Raw genomic sequence first — 17,178 nt, forward strand, 5'->3', positions numbered from 1 at the left:
GGTTTGCCGGCGGGCGATCTGCGAGTGGGGAAAATCCCCGTGCGAGTGACAGATTCAGTAGCCGAGGAAACTCAATGGTTCAAACTTTCCCTTGAACAGAGGAACCTTGAACCACACCTCGAACATGAAGAAAAACAGCGTGTTCACCGCAAGCGCGACAATCACGCTCTTGAACCACGAATACTTCCCGAGTATCACCATGAACAGGGCGATGTACAGCGCCGACGCCACGTAGATGCCCAATAGCTGAATCGCGAGAATGTAGATGCCTGCCGGGATCAGGACCGACATGACCCGCTTCAACTGCTCGCTGTCTACAAATACCCGGGTGTTTTTATCCTTGCCCAGCAATGCCTGGTAAATGATCGCCGCGCTGGAGATGCAGAGGATGAGTCCGATATAGAACGGAAAATATCCCGCGCCCGGGCCATCGCTGGTCCAGCCGGAACCCAGCTTCCGGCTGCCGTACACAACGACGGCACCGATCACGAAGATCATGAAAGCAACGACCGCCTCGACGACATTGGTGGCGATGCCGGTGCGGCTGCCGGCGTCGGCTTCCTGGATGTCTTCCATCGCGAACCCTTTTCAGATTTTTCAACGGGAACAAGGTAAGGAGGCAGGGTGAGCACCGCGTGCTCACCCTACAATTCCGGCTCGGGATAGTCCCGTTATTGGGTAAGGAATCCGGCTTCCTTCATCAGGGCGCGATGCGAGGCTTCTGCGTCCTCCAGCCACTTGACGAAATCCGGACCGGTCTTGAAGGTTTGATTGAAGGCACCCTTTTCCATGTATTCCTTCCATTCCGGAGTCTGGGTGATTTTCTGGAGAAGATTCACATAGAACGCGCTCTGCTCCGCACTCACTCCCGAAGGCATGAAAATGCCGCGCAGCATCACGTAGTCGGTTGGCACGCCGGCTTCCTTGCAGGTCGGAATATCATTCCAGGATTGGGTGTCGGTGACCTTCGCGTTGTAAGGCATCCGCTGGTCGTCGAACACGCATAGCGGCTTGAGTTTGCCTGCGCGCCATTGCGCCACCGCTTCAATGGGATTGTTCACGCTCGAATCGATGTGTCCGCCCACCAATTGCACGGCGACGTCACCGCCTCCCTTGAAGGGGACATAGATGAACTTGGTGCCGGTCGCCTTCTCCAGCCCCACCGTGATGATCTGGTCTTCCTGCTTGGAGCCGGTACCGCCCATCTTGAACTTGTTGGGACCGGCGGCCTTCACCGCAGCGATGTAGCTCTTGGCGTCAGCGTACTGCTTGTCGGTGTTCGTCCACAGCACGAACTGGTCCAGCGCCAGCATTGCCACCGGGGTCATGTCCTTCCAGTTGAAAGGCACGCCGGTCGCCATCGGCGTAGTGAACAGATTGGACAGGGTGATGATGATCTTGTGCGGGTTGCCCTTGGCGCCCTTGACATCCAGGAAGCCTTCCGCCCCCGCGCCACCCGATTTATTGACGATGATCAGCGGCTCTTTCATCAGGTTGTGCTTGATGACAATGCCTTGCAGCAGACGCGCCATCTGGTCCGCGCCGCCGCCGGTGCCCGCCGGCACCACGAACTCCACCGGCTTGGTCGGTTCCCAGGCGTACGCGGGCGCTGCCGCGAATCCCATTACCGCCGCTACCGCCGCTACCGCCAACGCACCGGCGGACATTTTCGCCAAGCGACACTTGGCATTCGAAGTCACGACTTTTTTCATGTTGTCTCCTGTTTATATTCGTCTCGCCCGAGAAAGAATCTCCTCCGGCGAGCTTTCAGACATCCGCATTGCGCGGGCCACGACGCCATCAAAAACCGGTCAAACACCTCACATCAAAAAGCAAACACGCTCTCCATCATCCGCATCCCTCAATTCTTCCCCGCATCGTGACTGGCAATGGTCATCCGGCCTGCGGACTGCATCTGCCTTTTGCCAGCAGGGTTCCCGCCAACACGACCGCGACAGCGCCGGTCAATCCCGGAATACTCACTTGCATCCCCAGCAAGGAAACCGACAATGCATGAGGCGGAACATGGGCTTCCATCCATGGCAGGAACGCGACATCGGTGACGATCATTCCGCCGGCCAGATAACCGAGCAGCGCGGCACCCAGCGTGACGATGATCGGAAAGCGCTCCATCAGCTTCAGTACCAGGGCGCTGCCCCAGACGATGATGGGAATGCTGACCAGGATGCCGAATACCACCAGTGCCATCCGATGATCGCCGCCCGCCTGCTCCGCCGCACTGGCGATAGCGATGACGTTGTCGATGCTCATCACCAAGTCGGCAACGACAATGGTTTTGATTGCGCTGAAAAGACGGTCGCTCGCTGCGATTTCCCCATGGCCTTCATCGTTATCGACCAGCAGCTTGACGCCGATCCAGAGAAGCAGCAGTCCTCCCACAAACTTGATGAAAGCTACCTGCAACAGCGTGACGGCGAATGCGATGAGAACGACGCGAATGGCGATTGCGCCGAACGTGCCCCAGAGGATTCCTTTCCGGCGCAGATGCGGCGGCAGATTGCGGCAGGCAAGCGCGATCACAATGGCATTGTCGCCACCCAACAATAGATCAATGAGAATGATCTGACCGATGGCAACCCAATTCAATTGAAGCAGAAAGTCCATGCCGGCTCCAGAACCTGCCTAAGCGCCGGAAAAGCCGCTAGCCAGTATTACCGATTGGATGACGTCGTTGGTGACGGAACGCGCAAGCACCGCACTTTTTCCCGCCGCGCCAGATTGCCGGCTCCATGGAGGCCCTTGTCCGGAATCACGCGATGCATTCGATTGTGCTCGCAGTCGCGGCCGATTTCCTTGACTGCGGCTAAGATTCGAAATTTTTTCCGGCCCGTCCTGGCAAACAAACCCGCCGGCAGGGCGGACCCGTGCGGCCTGCCGTGCGCTGGCGGATCCCGGAATGCGTTCGTTACCGCACATTCAAGCTATCTTCCGCAGCCTGACGTGGCCGCGCTCTTCTTCCATTGTCCTGGACAGCAGTTTCACCAGTGCGTATACGGTATCGATATGCGGCGTCGGCGTGTTCGTGAGATGGCCCAGCTCCACCACGGAACCCACCAGCGCATCGATCTCCGCCGCGCGTCCCGCTTCGATGTCCTGCAACATGGATGTCTTGTGCCTGCCGACCTTTTCGGCACCGGCGATGCGTTTTTCCAGGCTCACGCGGAATTCGATGCCGAGCTTGTTGGCGATGGTCTGTGCTTCGCGCATCATGGCGGCGGCGAGTTCCCGCGAAAGCGGATATCGGCAAATATCGACCAGCGTCGAATGCGACAAGGCGCTGATCGGATTGAATGTCAGGTTGCCCCACAGCTTGAGCCAGATCTCGGCGCGGATATTGTCCAGAACGGGGGCCTTGAAGCCGGCGTTGATGAAGCATTCCGACACCCGCGTGACGCGATCGCTGACAGAGCCATCGAGCTCGCCCACCGGGAAGCGGTCGCCTTCGACGTGCTTCACCACTCCCGGCGCGATCAGTTCGGAGGCCGGATAGACCACGCAGCCGATGACGCGCTGCACGGGAATCCTTTCACTGATAAGCCCATCCGGATCGACGCTATGGACGCGGGTGCCTTCAAGTTCGCCGCCATGCTTGTGGAAATACCAGTAGGGAATGCCGTTCTGCATCGTCACCACGGTAGTGTCTTCCCCGAACAGCTTGGGTACGTCATTCGCAACCGCTTCCAGCTGATGTGCTTTCAAGGCAAGAATCACGATGTCCTGCGGACCTGCTTCTTCATAGCGATCAGTCGCATTTACATTGCTCGTCACCTGCTCGCCGCCTTCGGCGGTAATCAGCTTGATGCCGTTCCCGCGAATCGCGTCCAGGTTCGCGCCGCGTACGATGAAGGTGACATCTTCGCCCGCGAGGGCGAGCTTCGCGCCGACGTAACCGCCGATCGCACCGGCGCCGATGATCGCAATTTTCATTTCCGTCCTTTCGGTAGGGCTATTCGAATCGGTTGCCGAGCTTGCCGATGCCGGCAATTTCGACTTCGACGATGCTGCCTGGCTTCATGGAGCCGACACCGACGGAGGTGCCGCATAAAATGATGTCGCCGGGATCGAGAGTCATGTCGTTGGAAATCAGGCTGACGAGCTGCGCGACTGAAAAATGCATGTCGCTGATCGGATAATCCTGACGCAATTCACCGTTGAGCCTCGTCGTCACAATCAAGCTCAAGGGATCAAGGCCGGTCGCCACCGCCGGACCGAACGGACAGAAGGTGTCGAAGCCCTTGGCGCGAACCCATTGCGCAAAGGACGGGTCGCGGTGCAGGATATCGACGACAGTCACATCATTGCCGCAGGTATAGCCAAACACGTGGTTCATCGCCTCTGCTTCCGACACGCCTTTGCACGGCTTGCCGATGACGATGCCCAGTTCGCCTTCGAAAGCGACTTTGCCTTCGCATGACGGCTTGCGAATCGTTTCGCCGGGATTGAGATACGAATTCGGGGCCTTGATCAAATACAAGGGCTCGGCCGGCTTCGCCAGATTCAGTTTCCGGCCGAGCGCGCCAAAGTTGTTCCACATCGCGATGATTTTGCTCGGCTGGGTGGGCGTGAGAAGCTTGACCGCATGCAGCCGCAGTGTTTTATCAGATGGCAGCGGATTGGAGAACATGTCGCCGGTGTACACCCGGATCCGGTCATTCTCGAGCGTGCCGAATTGAATGACTCCTGCGTGCATGAATCTGATCCAATGCTGTGTCACGTGATGACCTTTCCCGTATCAGTCTGGCGTTATTAAGACGCGACATTTGGATTGTGCGAGAGGCGCTCAGCGCTATCCTTGACTTCGGTTAAGAATCAAAATATTCGGCTGTTCATGTCACGATCATGCGGACGCGATTCAATGTTGGGGTTCGCTGCGCTCACCGTCAACCTACGATGCATGTCTTCTATTCGGATTACTGCTGCGTCAGAAAATCCCCTCATTACCTTGCTTTTCTTCGGTGCTGCAATACGGTAGTGTCTTCGTGGATGCTCGCCGGGGGCGGCCCGGCAGCCGCTCACTTTCTTTGCTTCGCCAAAGAAAGTAAGCAAAGAAAGGCGACCGCACAGTCGCTGCCCTTCGGGTACCCGCAAAACCAGACGGTGAGGCGGGAAGCGCGCATGTCTGAGCGCAGCGAGTTTGCACGCTTCCCGCCTTCCCCTGCCGTTTTTCGGGAACCCCGAAGGGGCAGCGACTGTGCGGTCGCCTTCTTTTGCTTACTTTTCTTGGCGAGACAAGAAAAGTGAGCGGCTGCCGGGCCGCCCCCGGCGAGCCTCCACGGAGAGACTACCGCCTTGCAGCACCGGAGAAAAACAACATGATTTTTCTAACGCAGTAGCACTATTTCTCTATGAATCCCGCGAGAACCTGTCCTCCGCCGTAACTCCCCTGAAGCGGCACTTCGCCGCCCAAAGTCATGCGTACCGCGCAGTACTTGAACTCAGGGATTTTTCCGTACGGGTCCAGCGCGGCATTGGTCAGCATATTGATCGCCGCCTCGTAATAGCAGAACGGCACAAAGACCGCACCGCGCGGAGAACTGTCGTCGGCGCGTGCAAAGAGCGACACGGTACCGCGCCGCGATTCGATCGTCACGATGTCGCCAGGCTTGCCGCCCATTTCCTCCAGATCGAGCGGATGCACCAACGCGACCGGATCTGGTTCGATTGCATCCAGCACCATTGTGCGACGCGTCATGCTGCCGGTATGCCAATGCTCAAGCTGGCGTCCTGTAATCAATACCATCGGATACTGTGCATCCGGGCGCTCATCCGCCGGGATGATATCGGCCGGTACAAAGCGCGCGCGGCCGGTGGCGGTCGGGAAGTCGTCGGTAAAGACCACCGATTGTCCTGCATCGCCTTCCGTGCGGCAGGGGTAGGTCACCGCATGCTCGCGCTCCAGCCGGTCCCAGGTGATACCACCTATGCTGGGCATCGACTGCCGCATCTCGTCGAACACGTCCGAGACGTGCGCGTAATTCCAATCCAGCCCGAGTTGCATTGCCATCTGCTGAATGATCCACAGATCCTGTTTTGCCTCGCCCGGCGGATCGAGCGCTTGCCGCCCGAGTTGCACCAGTCGGTCCGTATTGGTGAATGTCCCGGTCTTCTCCGCGAACGCCGATGCCGGCAGGACGACGTCGGCCAAGTACGCCGTCTCGGTCAGGAAGATGTCCTGCACCACCAGATGATCCAGCGCCGCCAGCGCCTCGCGCGCATGATTGGCATCCGGGTCCGACATCGCCGGATTCTCTCCCATGATGTACATGCCGCGAATTTTGCCTTCCTTGTTGCCGTCCTTGATGGCGTGCATGATTTCCACCACGGTCAGTCCCGGTTGCGGATCGAGCGGCATGCCCCACAGCTTCTCGAATTTTTCCTTCGCCGCCGCATTGTCCACGCGCTGGTAATCCGGATACATCATCGGGATCAGGCCGGCGTCGGATGCGCCTTGCACATTGTTCTGGCCGCGCAGCGGATGCAGGCCGGTGCCGGCGCGGCCGATCTGTCCGGTCATCAGCGTCAGCGAGATCAGGCAGCGCGCATTGTCGGTGCCGTGAATATGCTGCGATATGCCCATGCCCCACAGGATCATGGATGCCTTGGACGTGGCATAGAGGCGAGCGACGTAGCGGATCGTGTCGGCATCGATGCCGCAGATCGGCGCCATGAGCTCCGGACTGTAGCTTTGTACATTTTTTTCCAGTTCGTCGTAGCCGACGGTACGGCTGGCGATGAAATCCGGATCGACCAATCCTTCATTGACGATGACGTGCATCATCGCGTTCAGCAAGGCGACGTCGGTGTCCGGCTTGAACTGAAGAAAGCGATGCGCAATGCGCGCCATTTCCGAACGACGCGGGTCCATCAGAATCAGTTTGGTGCCGTTCTTCACGGCGTTCTTGATCCATGTCGCGGCAACCGGATGATTGACGGTGGGATTGGCACCGATGATGACTACGACTTCCGCCTTGGTCACGTCCATCACCGGATTGGACACCGCGCCGGAACCGATCCCCTCCAGCAGCGCGGCTACCGATGACGCATGACACAACCTTGTGCAGTGGTCGACGTTATTGCTGCCAAAGCCGGTGCGCACCAGTTTCTGGAACAGGTAGGCTTCTTCGTTGCTGCCTTTGGCCGAGCCGAAGCCGGCCAGTGATTTCTTCCCGTACGTGTCCCGGATTTCCTTCAGCTTGCCGCCCGCGAGCGCCAGCGCTTCTTCCCAGCTCGCCGGACGAAACACATCCATCACCCGCTCCGGGTCCATCGTGAAGTCGCCGCGCTTGGGCGCATCGGCGCGCCGGATCAGCGGCACGGTCAGGCGATGCGGGTGATGCGCGTAATCGAATCCGTAGCGCCCTTTTACGCATAGCCGTTGATGGTTGGCCGGGCCGTCGCGGCCTTCCACGTAAAGAATCTTGTTGTCCTTGACGTTGTAAGTGAGCTGGCAACCGACGCCGCAATACGGGCAAACCGAATCGACCTTCTTGTCGGGCACATTCAATGCCGCATCGCGCGCCGGCATCAGCGCGCCGGTCGGGCAGGCCTGCACGCATTCGCCGCAGGCCACGCAGGTGGACGCGCCCATCGGGTCATCCATGTCGAATACGATCTTGACCTGGTCACCGCGAAACGCGAGGCCGATCACGTCATTCATCTGTTCGTCGCGGCAGGCGCGCAGGCAACGTGTGCATTGAATGCAGGCGTCGAGGTTGACGGTAATTGCCGCGTGCGACGCATCCTGGACGACCTGGGTTCGCGGCGCGAAGCGCGGCTTGCCAATCTTTAACTGGTCCGCCCAGTAATCGACTTCATTGTCGCGGGTATAAGCGGATTCCGGCATGTCCGACTGCAGCAGTTCCAGCACCATCTGCTGCGCCTTGACGGCGCGTTCGCTGCTGCTGGAAACGACCATGCCGGCGGTCGGCGTGCGGCAGCAGGAAGGCGCGAGCACACGTTCGCCGTTGATCTCGACCATGCAGGCGCGGCAGTTGCCTGCCGTGTCGAGTCCCTCCTTGTAGCAGAGATGCGGTATCTCCACGCCTTCGCGCTTTGCAATCTCGATGATAGTTTCCGTCGGCTTGCCGCTGACTTCGCGGCCATTCAATGTGAAGCTGACAAGCGGCGCATCGAGTTCCACGATTTCATTTCTGCTGATTGCATTCATGACGATGTTCTCTGCGTATTTGCATGCGACGTAGGGTGGGCACCTGTGCCCACGGGTTGTCAGGTTCAGCGTGAGCACAGGTGCCCACCCTACCTTCGTTATCCGTCAGCCTCATCTGGATGCTCCAATAGTTCATGCGGAAAATACTTGATCACGCAATCGACCGGATTGGGCGCTGCCTGTCCCAGGCCGCAGATCGATGCATCGCGCATCACGGCTGACAGGTCCGCAAGCAAGGCGAGATCCCACTTCGGCTGTTCAATCAAGGCGGATGCTTTCGCTGTACCGACACGGCAGGGGGTACATTGACCGCAGGATTCTTCCTTGAAGAACCGCATCAGGTTGCGCGCCGCACCAACCGCCGTATCCTTGTCCGACAGCACGATCACCGCTGCGGAACCGATGAAGCAGCCGTACGCTTGCAGCGTATCGAAGTCGAGCGGAATATCGTTCATCGATGCCGGCAGAATGCCGCCGGATGCGCCACCCGGCAGATAGGCGTAGAAGCGATGTCCGTCCTGCATGCCGCCGCAGTATTCGTCGATCAGTTCCTGGATGGTGATGCCTGCGGGCGCGAGATGCACACCGGGCTTGTTGACACGCCCCGAGACCGAGAAGGAACGCAGTCCCTTGCGGCCATGCCTGCCATGCGAGGCAAACCACTCGCCGCCCTTCTCCAGAATGTCGCGCACCCAGTACAGGGTTTCGAAATTGTGTTCCAGCGTCGGCCGTCCGAACAGACCGACCTGCGCCACATACGGTGGACGCAAGCGAGGCATGCCGCGCTTGCCTTCGAGCGATTCGATCATCGCCGATTCTTCGCCGCAGATGTAGGCGCCCGCGCCGCGCCTCAGAATGATTTCCGGCACGTCGTACATCGGCAGAGAGGCTGTCAACTTTTCGAGCTCGGCTGCCAACATGGAGCGGCTGCCGTGATACTCGTCGCGCAGATAGATATAGATCTTCTCCACCCCGACCGCCCAAGCTGCGATCAGCATGCCTTCGATAAAGCGATGTGGGTCGTGCTCGAGATAGGCGCGGTCCTTGAAGGTGCCCGGCTCACCTTCGTCGACATTGATAGCCATCAGGCGCGGCCCGGGCTCCGTCCGCACGATGCGCCACTTGCGTCCGGCCGGAAAACCAGCACCTCCCAAACCGCGCAGGCCCGAACTCTCCATTGTCCGGATGACCGACTCGACATCGCGTTCGCCAGATACGCATTCCTTCAACAAGGCGTAACCGCCCTCCGATTGATACTGCACGCAGTCGATGAAGCCGTCCAGATCATGCTCTACAGCACCGGAGGCGACTGTTGCGGCAACTGCATCGCAACTTGCATGCGGCACCGGATTCTGTCCGACGACCGCGACCGGCGCATGGTCGCAACGGCCGACGCACGGCGCGGCGATCACGCGCACGTCCTGTCCCAGTATCGCCGGCAGCTTCGACAGTAGATCGCGCGCACCGGCCATTTCACATGACAAGCCGTCGCACACCCGCACGGTCAGCGCGGGTGGCGCAACCTCGCCTTCCCTGACGATATCGAAATGATGGTAGAAGCTTGCCACCTCGAACACTTCGGTTTGCGCCATGCGCATTTCCTGCGCCAGCGCCGCCAGGTGTGCAGCGGAAAGGCAGCCGAAGTGGTCCTGTATCTTGTGCAGATGCTCGATCAGCAAATCGCGCCGGCGCGGCGCACAGCCCAGCAGCGCCTGAACTTCCGCCAATGCAGCAGGATCGACGCGGCGGCCCTTCGGGCCCTGGCGTTTGCGTTCTTTCGACGCTCCTTGCACTGCAATCGGAATGAATCGTTGGTTCATTCTTGCTCCTGGTCGATCTGACTACTTTATTGAACGCAGGAATCTGTAGCGTGGGCACGCAGTGCCCACGCGGGCGCGGACCGAGATTCAGCGTGGGCACTGCGTGCCCACCCTACCGCCTACAGTTACTTCATCATGCCATCATTCAAGCAACCCAGCACCCCGCGCCCACTGATACTTCGCACCCAGCACGGCCACCGGTATTTCCGTCGAGTATGCATACGCCGGGATGCCGTGTTCGTACAGGTATTGCGCCGCTTCCTCCACCTGCACATCGCCGGCCAGCGAAGCAACGATCGGCTTCTCGATGCCCTTGGCGCGCATTTCGTCACGCGCTTCGACAATGATTCTGGCGAAGGTCATTGGCGGCGTGATGATGGTGTGCCAGTAGCCCAGGATCAGCGCATGAATACGCTCATCCTCCAGGCCGAGCAAGACCGTATTCTTGTACGTCGAGGGCGGCTCGCCGCCGGTGATGTCGACCGGGTTGCCGGCAGCGCCGAATGGCGGAATGAACTTGCGGAAAGCCTTGTCGAGATCCTCCGGCATCGGCATCAGTTTCAGGTTGTTGTCGACGCAGGCATCGGACAACAGCACGCCGGAACCGCCCGCGCCGGTGATGATGACGACGTTCTCTCCCTTCGGCGTCGGCAGGACCGGCACACCGCGCGCGAAGTCGAGCAGGTCACGCAGGCTGCGGGCGCGGATCACGCCGGCCTGCTTGAACACGTCTTCATAGATCTTGTCGTTGCCGGCCAGCGCGCCGGTATGCGAGCTGGCTGCCTTCGCACCGGCGGAGGTGCGACCCGCCTTCAGAACGATGACCGGCTTCTTCCTGGAGACGCGGCGCGCCACTTCCGCGAAGGCCCGGCCGTCTTTCAGGTCTTCGCAATGCTGCGCGATCACCTTGGTGTTCGGGTCCTGCTCGAAGAACAGCAACAAGTCGTCTTCGTCGATATCGGACTTGTTGCCCAGTCCGACGATCGCGGACACGCCCATCTTGGCTGAGCGACTGAAGCCGATGATCGCCATGCCGATACCACCGGACTGCGAGGACAAGGCGGCGGAGCCCTTGACGTCATAGGCGGTGCAGAAGGTGGCGCAGAGATTGGCCGGTGTGTAGTAGAAGCCGTAGATGTTCGGCCCCATCATGCGGATGTTGTACTTGCGTCCGATCGACACCAGCTCTTCCTGCAATGCATGCTGGCCGGTTTCCGCGAAGCCGGACGGGATCAGCACCGCACCGGGAATCTTTTTCTCGCCGCACTCGGTCAGCGCGGCAGCGACGAACTTGGCGGGGATCGCAAACACGGCGGTGTCGATCTCACCCGGAACGTCCTTCACGCTCTTGTACGCCTTGTAGCCGAGAATTTCCTCGGCCTTCGGATGGATCGGGTAGATGTTGCCCTTGTAGCCACCGTTGATCAGGTTCTTCATGACCGAGTTGCCGATCTTGCCGTCTTCCGACGATGCGCCGATCACTGCGACCGACTGCGGCTGCATGATGCGGTTCATGCTGGCGAGAACCTCTTCTTCGCTCGGACGATAGCGCGGCTCCTTCGCTTCGAAATCGACCACGATGCGCACGTCCGCCGCCACCGCGCTGTTTTTGGTTGCGAATACCGGATTCAGATCCATCTCGGCAATTTCCGGAAAATCGCTGACCAGTTCGCTGACGCGCACGATCATGTTCGCCAGCGCGTCTCGATCGACCGGCTCGCTGCCACGCACGCCCCTGAGCATCTCCGCCGCCTGAATGCCGTCCAGCATCGAGAGCGCATCCGCCTTGGTAGCGGGAGCCAGACGGAAGGTAATGTCCTTCAGCACTTCCACCAGCACGCCGCCCAGCCCGAAGGCAACCAGCTTGCCGAAGCTGCCGTCGGTGACGGCGCCGATGATCACCTCTTGTTCGCCTTTAAGCATTTGCTGGACCTGCACGCCGACGATATGCGCTTCCGGCTTGTAGTTCCTGGCATTGGCTAGGATCTTCTCGTAAGCCTCGACGGCTTCCTCTTCACTCTTGACGCCGACGACCACGCCGCCGGCTTCCGTCTTGTGCAGGATGTCCGGCGAAACGATTTTCATCACGACCGGGAATCCCATCGATGCCGCGAGCGTGGATGCCTCCTCCGCGCTGCCGACCACGCCTTCCTGCGGCACGGCGATGCCATACGCATCGCACACCAGTTTGCCCTCGGGGGCGGTGAGCGAATCTCGTCCGGCGGCTTTCACCGTATCGAGAATTTCTCTGACTTTCGTTTTAGCGTTTTCCATGTCGTTTTCCATATCGTATCCGCCTGAAAAAGTAAGCAATCAAAAATACGTTCGTCAGATCACGCGTTCGGTACGCAGCACCGCGATCTGTTCCGCGCTGTAGCCCAGTTGCGCCAGCACCTCTTCGGTGTGCTCGCCCAGCAGCGGCGAGCGCGTCACTTCAGTGGCGCTGTCGGACAGCTTGATCGGATTGCCGACCGAGAGATACTTGCCGCGCTTGGGATGATCGACTTCGACCACGGTGCCGGTCGCGCGCAGCGATGGCTCCTCGGCAATTTCCTTCATCGACAGGATCGGACCGCAGGGAATGTCGTACTTGTTCAGAATGTCCATCGCCTCCAACTTGGTCTTGGTCTTGGTCCATTCCTCGATCGTCGCAAAGATTGCCTTGAGGTGCGGCAGGCGCGCCGGCGGCGTGGCGTAGTCGGGATCGGTGATCCACTCTTCCTTGCCGATCACCTTGCATATCGCGCCCCACACCGGCGCCTGCGTGATGAAGTAGATATACGCGTTGGGGTCGGTTTCCCAGCCCTTGCACTTCAGAATCCAGCCCGGCTGGCCGCCGCCCGACGCATTGCCGGCGCGCGGTACGGCGTCACCGAATGTCCCGTTCGGATACTGCGGGTATTCCTTCATGACACCAGTGCGCTCCAGCCGCTGCTGGTCGCGCAACTTGACGCGGCACAAATTGAGCACGGTGTCCTGCATCGCCGCCAGCACCTTCTGTCCGCGCCCCGTCGCGTTGCGCTGATAGAGCGCGGTCACGATGCCCAGCGCCAGATGCACGCCGGTGCCGCTGTCGCCGATCTGCGCGCCGGTGACGACCGGCGGACCGTCGTCGAAGCCGGTGGTGGACGCCGCGCCGCCCGCGCATTGCGCGACGTTTTCGTAGACCTTGCAGTCTTCGTACGGACCGGGACCGAAGCCCTTGACCGAGGCGACGATCATGCGTGGGTTGATTTCCTGAATACGCTCCCAGCTGAACCCCATGCGATCGAGCGCGCCAGGCGCAAAATTCTCGACCAGCACGTCGCACTCCTTGATCAGCGTTTCCAGCACTTCCTTGCCCATGCTGTGCTTGGTATCGAGCGTGATCGAGCGCTTGTTGTGGTTGAGCATGGTGAAATACAGACTGTCCACGTCGGGAATGTCGCGCAACTGTCCGCGCGTGGCGTCGCCCTCGCCGGCGCGCTCCACCTTGATCACGTCGGCGCCGAACCATGCCAGAAGCTGCGTGCAGGTCGGCCCCGATTGCACGTGGGTGAAATCCAGTATGCGAACGCCATCTAATGCTTTACTCATGCGATGTCTCCTTATGCGTCGTTTGATATCACTTGTACATGGTCTGCGCCATCGTGCCGGGCGCGTATACGCGCGGATCAACCCAGATGTTGATGACGGCGCTGCGGCGGGTTTTCGCCACCGATTCGCGTGCGCGCTGCAAGGCCGGTGCGATCTGGGCCGGGTCGCGCACTTCTTCGCCATACCCGCCGAGCATTTCGGCAAACGTGCCGAATGGAACATCGCCCAACAGATTGCCGACATTGCCGCGCTCCTCGCCGTACTTGGCAAGCTGGCCGTAGCGGATCTGGTTCATCGCCGAGTTGTTGCCCACCACCGCGATGTACGGCACGCCGAAACGGTTGGCCGTTTCCATGTCGAATGCAGTCATGCTGAAAGCGCCGTCGCCGTAGTAGCACAGCACTTCCTTGTCTGGATGTGCGAGTCCTGCCGCGATCGCAAAGCCGGTGCCCACGCCGAGGCTGCCCAGCGCACCGGGATCCATCCACTGTCCCGGACGGCGCGGACGCACCGCCTGCGCCGAGATGGTGACGACGTCGCCGCCGTCGCCGATGTAGATCGTGTCATCGCGCAGGAATTCGTTGATTTCATACGCGACGCGAAACGGATTGATCGGCGTGCTGTCCGACTTGAATTTCGACATGAGCTTCGCGGTCGCCGCTTCCTCCATGCCTTGCAAGTACTGCATCCATTCCTTGCGCTTGGCGTGCGCGCCATGGTCGATGCGTCCGGTTGTCGCCTGCAACACTGCAGCCAGCACCGTGCCGGGATCGCCGACGATACCGAGCGAGACGTCGCGATTCTTGCCCACCGTGCGGTAATCCTGGTCGATCTGCACCAGCGTCGCGTTCAATCCGAGGCGCTTGCCGTAACCCATGCGGAAATCGAAGGGCGTGCCGACGATCACGATCACATCTGCCTTGTCAAAACCTTCGCGCCGTGTGCGATCGAAGTGATGCGGATCGCCAGGCGGCAGCAGGCCGCGCGACGCGCCGTTGAAGTAGGCCGGGATGTCGAGCGCGCGCACCAGCGCAATCGCTTCTTCATGGCCGCGCGATGCCCACACCTGGCTGCCGTACAGGACCACCGGACGCTCTGCATTGACCAGGATGTCGGCGAGCTTTTCGATGTCGTGGGCGTCGCCCAGCGTCTTGACCGAGGCGCGGTATTTGCCCGGTTGCGGAATCACGGCGCGGCTCAAATCGATTTCGCGATCCAGTATGTCCCGCGGGATTTCCAGATAGGCCGGCCCCGGCGCGCCGGCGAAGCATTCGCGTATCGCCATCGCCACCATGTCGGCCACGCGTTCTGTCGAATGCACACCGGCAGAAAATTTCGTGATGGGCCGCATCATGTCAACGTGCGGCAGATCCTGCAGCGAGCCCATCATGTGCTGCGTCATGCCGCCCTGGCCGCCGATGTGCAGCACCGGACTCTCGGAACGAAAGGCCGTCGCCACGCCCGTCACGGCATTGGTGCAGCCGGGACCCGCCGTCGTCACCACCACGCCGAGCTTGCCGGTCTGGCGTGCGTAACCGTCCGCCGCATGCGCGGCCACCTGTTCATGACGCACGTCGATGATGCGAATGCCTTCATCCACGCAGCCGTCATAGATGTCGATGATGTGGCCGCCGCACAGCGTGAAGATCGTATCGACTCCTTCGTTCTTCAGTGCCCGCGCCACCAGATGTCCGCCTGAAATGACGTCGGCATCCCGGCTCTTTCGCTTGAGCGTGTCCTCTGCCGTCGTGGTGGTCGTTGCCGCGGGCGTTTCCGGCTTGGTATCGGTCAATACTGAAGACATGGTTTCTCCTATCGGTTCGGTGGCAGGGTGGATTCATGTGCGGAAGTGGAGCCGGCTCCATGCAGATTTGAGCTAACTCAATCTTCATTGAACTCACATTCATCTTACCGAGCGATGTCTGTTTTTCTCATTGACCGGGGTCAATTTTCACAAGATCATGTCCGACACGATCGATTACCAGAACAGACCGCCATGCCGTCAGTATCAGATCATCAGGAACGAAACATCATTCGCGTGCAGCTCAGGCAGAACGTGGTTCTCAAGGATCTGACTGACAGCGAGATGGCCGAGCTGGAATCGCATCTCACCGTGGTCGATTGCCGCAAGGGCGACTTCCTCCTGCATCAGGGCATACGCGAGATGGAGCAGTACTTCATCCTCGACGGCATACTCAAGCGCGTGGTGACAAACAATCTCGCGAAGGAAATGATCCTGCGCTTTTCCGACGAGCGGAACATCGAAACGAGCTATGCCGCATGGCGCCTCAAGACGCCGACGCCCTACAGCATCGTCTCCGTCACCAGGGCGCGCGTGGCAAAACTCCCGCTGCAGCAATGGGCCGCATTCATGGAGAGCCGAGACGTCCTCAAGCAGGCATTCGAGTACGAGGTCATGCGCCTGATGAGCGAGATCATGGCCCACACCATCACCCTGCATCTGCTCGATGCCCCCGGCCGCGTGCATCGTTTCCTGCGCAAGTATCCGGACCTGTTCGATCGCATACCGAAAAAAGACATGGCAACCTATCTGAACCTTTCCGCTGAAACCTTGAGCCGGCTGAAGCATCAGGGGAAAATTTGAGCGCTGAACGGCTGACGCGTAAAGTGAAAAAATCCTTGTAGGGTGGGCACGCAGTGCCCACGCTGAAATGCCGTTCGAGCACCCGCGTGGGCACTGCGTGCCCACCCTACGTTCCGCTCTAACTGATCATCCAGAAAGAATCGTCGTAGAGCGCCGTCTTGAGCACCGCGCCGAGCTCGGCGGGATCACGTGCGACGACGATGCCGCACTCTTCCATGACAGCCAGCTTTTTCTCCGCGAATCCCTTGCCGCCAGAATGCGCCTCATCCGCGATAAAGCCGACAACAGGCTTCTTCATGTTGTCCTTGACCCAGCGCGCGCAGACTTCCTCGGCATCGCCGTCAAGCTCGCCGGCCATGATGACCGCATCCGTTTCGGGATCGTCGTTGAACATGCGCATGACATCGATGTACTTCAAGCCGCAGACGGGATCGCCGCCTATTCCGACGCAGGTTGATTGCGCAAATCCGTCCTCCATCAACTGACTCACCACATCGTCGGTGAGCATCCCCACGCGAGACACCACGCCGATATGGCCCTTCTTGCGCACATGCGCGGACATGAGACCGATCTTGATTTCACCCGGCGTGATAATGCCGGGGCAGTTGGGGCCGAGTAGAACGGTTTTCTTTCCCTGCATCCTGTCGACGGTTCTGATCATGTCCTGCGTCGGGATATCCCTGGTAACGCAGATCACCAGCTCCATGCCGGCATCGACCGCTTCGTCGATGGCCGCAGCGGCTGATTCCGGGGGCACGTAGATCACGGAAACCGTTGCGCCGGTTCGTTCTCTTGCTTCCTTGACGCTGCCGTAAATCGGAATGCCTTCGAAGTCCAGGCCGGCCTTTTGCGGATGCACGCCGGCGACGAAGCAGTTCTTTCCGTTGCCATACTCCCTGCACATACGCGTATGGGACTGACCCGCCTTTCCGGTAATTCCTTGCGTGATCACTCGGGTGTTCTTGTTGACCAGGATCGACATTTCCATC

The 17,178-nt window shown here is 59.9% G+C and carries 12 protein-coding genes; 1 reads left to right on the top strand and 11 read right to left on the bottom strand.

Annotation, left to right across the window (positions count from 1 at the left end):
* Positions 1-54: 54 nt before the first annotated feature.
* The 10 genes from D3870_RS19810 to D3870_RS19860 form a co-directional block, all read right to left on the bottom strand.
* On the bottom strand, positions 55-576 hold the full coding sequence (locus D3870_RS19810) for a tripartite tricarboxylate transporter TctB family protein (RefSeq protein ID WP_119742761.1): 522 nt from the start codon (positions 574-576) through the stop codon (positions 55-57).
* Between the two features lie 95 nt (positions 577-671).
* Positions 672-1,667, bottom strand: coding sequence for a Bug family tripartite tricarboxylate transporter substrate binding protein (locus tag D3870_RS19815; RefSeq protein ID WP_422879681.1), 996 nt, complete (start codon positions 1,665-1,667; stop codon positions 672-674).
* A gap of 226 nt (positions 1,668-1,893) precedes the next feature.
* Complete coding sequence (locus tag D3870_RS19820; protein WP_119742765.1) at positions 1,894-2,625, bottom strand: TerC family protein; 732 nt, start codon at positions 2,623-2,625, stop codon at positions 1,894-1,896.
* Between the two features lie 312 nt (positions 2,626-2,937).
* Positions 2,938-3,948 (bottom strand): 2-dehydropantoate 2-reductase, encoded by a 1,011-nt coding sequence (locus D3870_RS19825; protein ID WP_119742767.1) that lies wholly within the window; start codon positions 3,946-3,948, stop codon positions 2,938-2,940.
* A 19-nt stretch (positions 3,949-3,967) separates the two neighbouring features.
* On the bottom strand, positions 3,968-4,735 hold the full coding sequence (locus tag D3870_RS19830; protein WP_277986379.1) for a fumarylacetoacetate hydrolase family protein: 768 nt from the start codon (positions 4,733-4,735) through the stop codon (positions 3,968-3,970).
* 621 nt (positions 4,736-5,356) lie between these two features.
* Positions 5,357-8,188, bottom strand: coding sequence for a formate dehydrogenase subunit alpha (gene fdhF / locus D3870_RS19840; protein WP_119742773.1), 2,832 nt, complete (start codon positions 8,186-8,188; stop codon positions 5,357-5,359).
* A gap of 98 nt (positions 8,189-8,286) precedes the next feature.
* A complete protein-coding gene (locus D3870_RS19845; RefSeq protein WP_119742775.1) occupies positions 8,287-10,008 on the bottom strand; it encodes an NADH-ubiquinone oxidoreductase-F iron-sulfur binding region domain-containing protein in 1,722 nt (573 codons plus the stop codon).
* 141 nt (positions 10,009-10,149) lie between these two features.
* Entirely contained in the window at positions 10,150-12,282 is a 2,133-nt protein-coding gene (locus D3870_RS19850; RefSeq protein WP_119743163.1) for an acetate--CoA ligase family protein, read from the bottom strand.
* 54 nt (positions 12,283-12,336) lie between these two features.
* Positions 12,337-13,584, bottom strand: coding sequence for a formyl-CoA transferase (gene frc, locus D3870_RS19855; protein WP_119742777.1), 1,248 nt, complete (start codon positions 13,582-13,584; stop codon positions 12,337-12,339).
* Between the two features lie 28 nt (positions 13,585-13,612).
* Positions 13,613-15,388, bottom strand: coding sequence for a thiamine pyrophosphate-binding protein (locus D3870_RS19860; RefSeq protein WP_119742779.1), 1,776 nt, complete (start codon positions 15,386-15,388; stop codon positions 13,613-13,615).
* 192 nt (positions 15,389-15,580) lie between these two features.
* On the opposite strand from D3870_RS19860, the gene D3870_RS19865 reads away from it, so the two are divergent.
* Entirely contained in the window at positions 15,581-16,189 is a 609-nt protein-coding gene (locus tag D3870_RS19865; RefSeq protein WP_119742780.1) for a Crp/Fnr family transcriptional regulator, read from the top strand.
* A gap of 118 nt (positions 16,190-16,307) precedes the next feature.
* Here the strand turns inward: D3870_RS19865 and sucD are convergent, their stop codons facing one another.
* Positions 16,308-17,171 (bottom strand): succinate--CoA ligase subunit alpha, encoded by an 864-nt coding sequence (gene sucD / locus D3870_RS19870; protein ID WP_119743164.1) that lies wholly within the window; start codon positions 17,169-17,171, stop codon positions 16,308-16,310.
* Positions 17,172-17,178: the final 7 nt, after the last annotated feature.

It is taken from the genome of Noviherbaspirillum cavernae (genome assembly GCF_003590875.1).
GTDB lineage: Bacteria > Pseudomonadota > Gammaproteobacteria > Burkholderiales > Burkholderiaceae_D > Noviherbaspirillum > Noviherbaspirillum cavernae.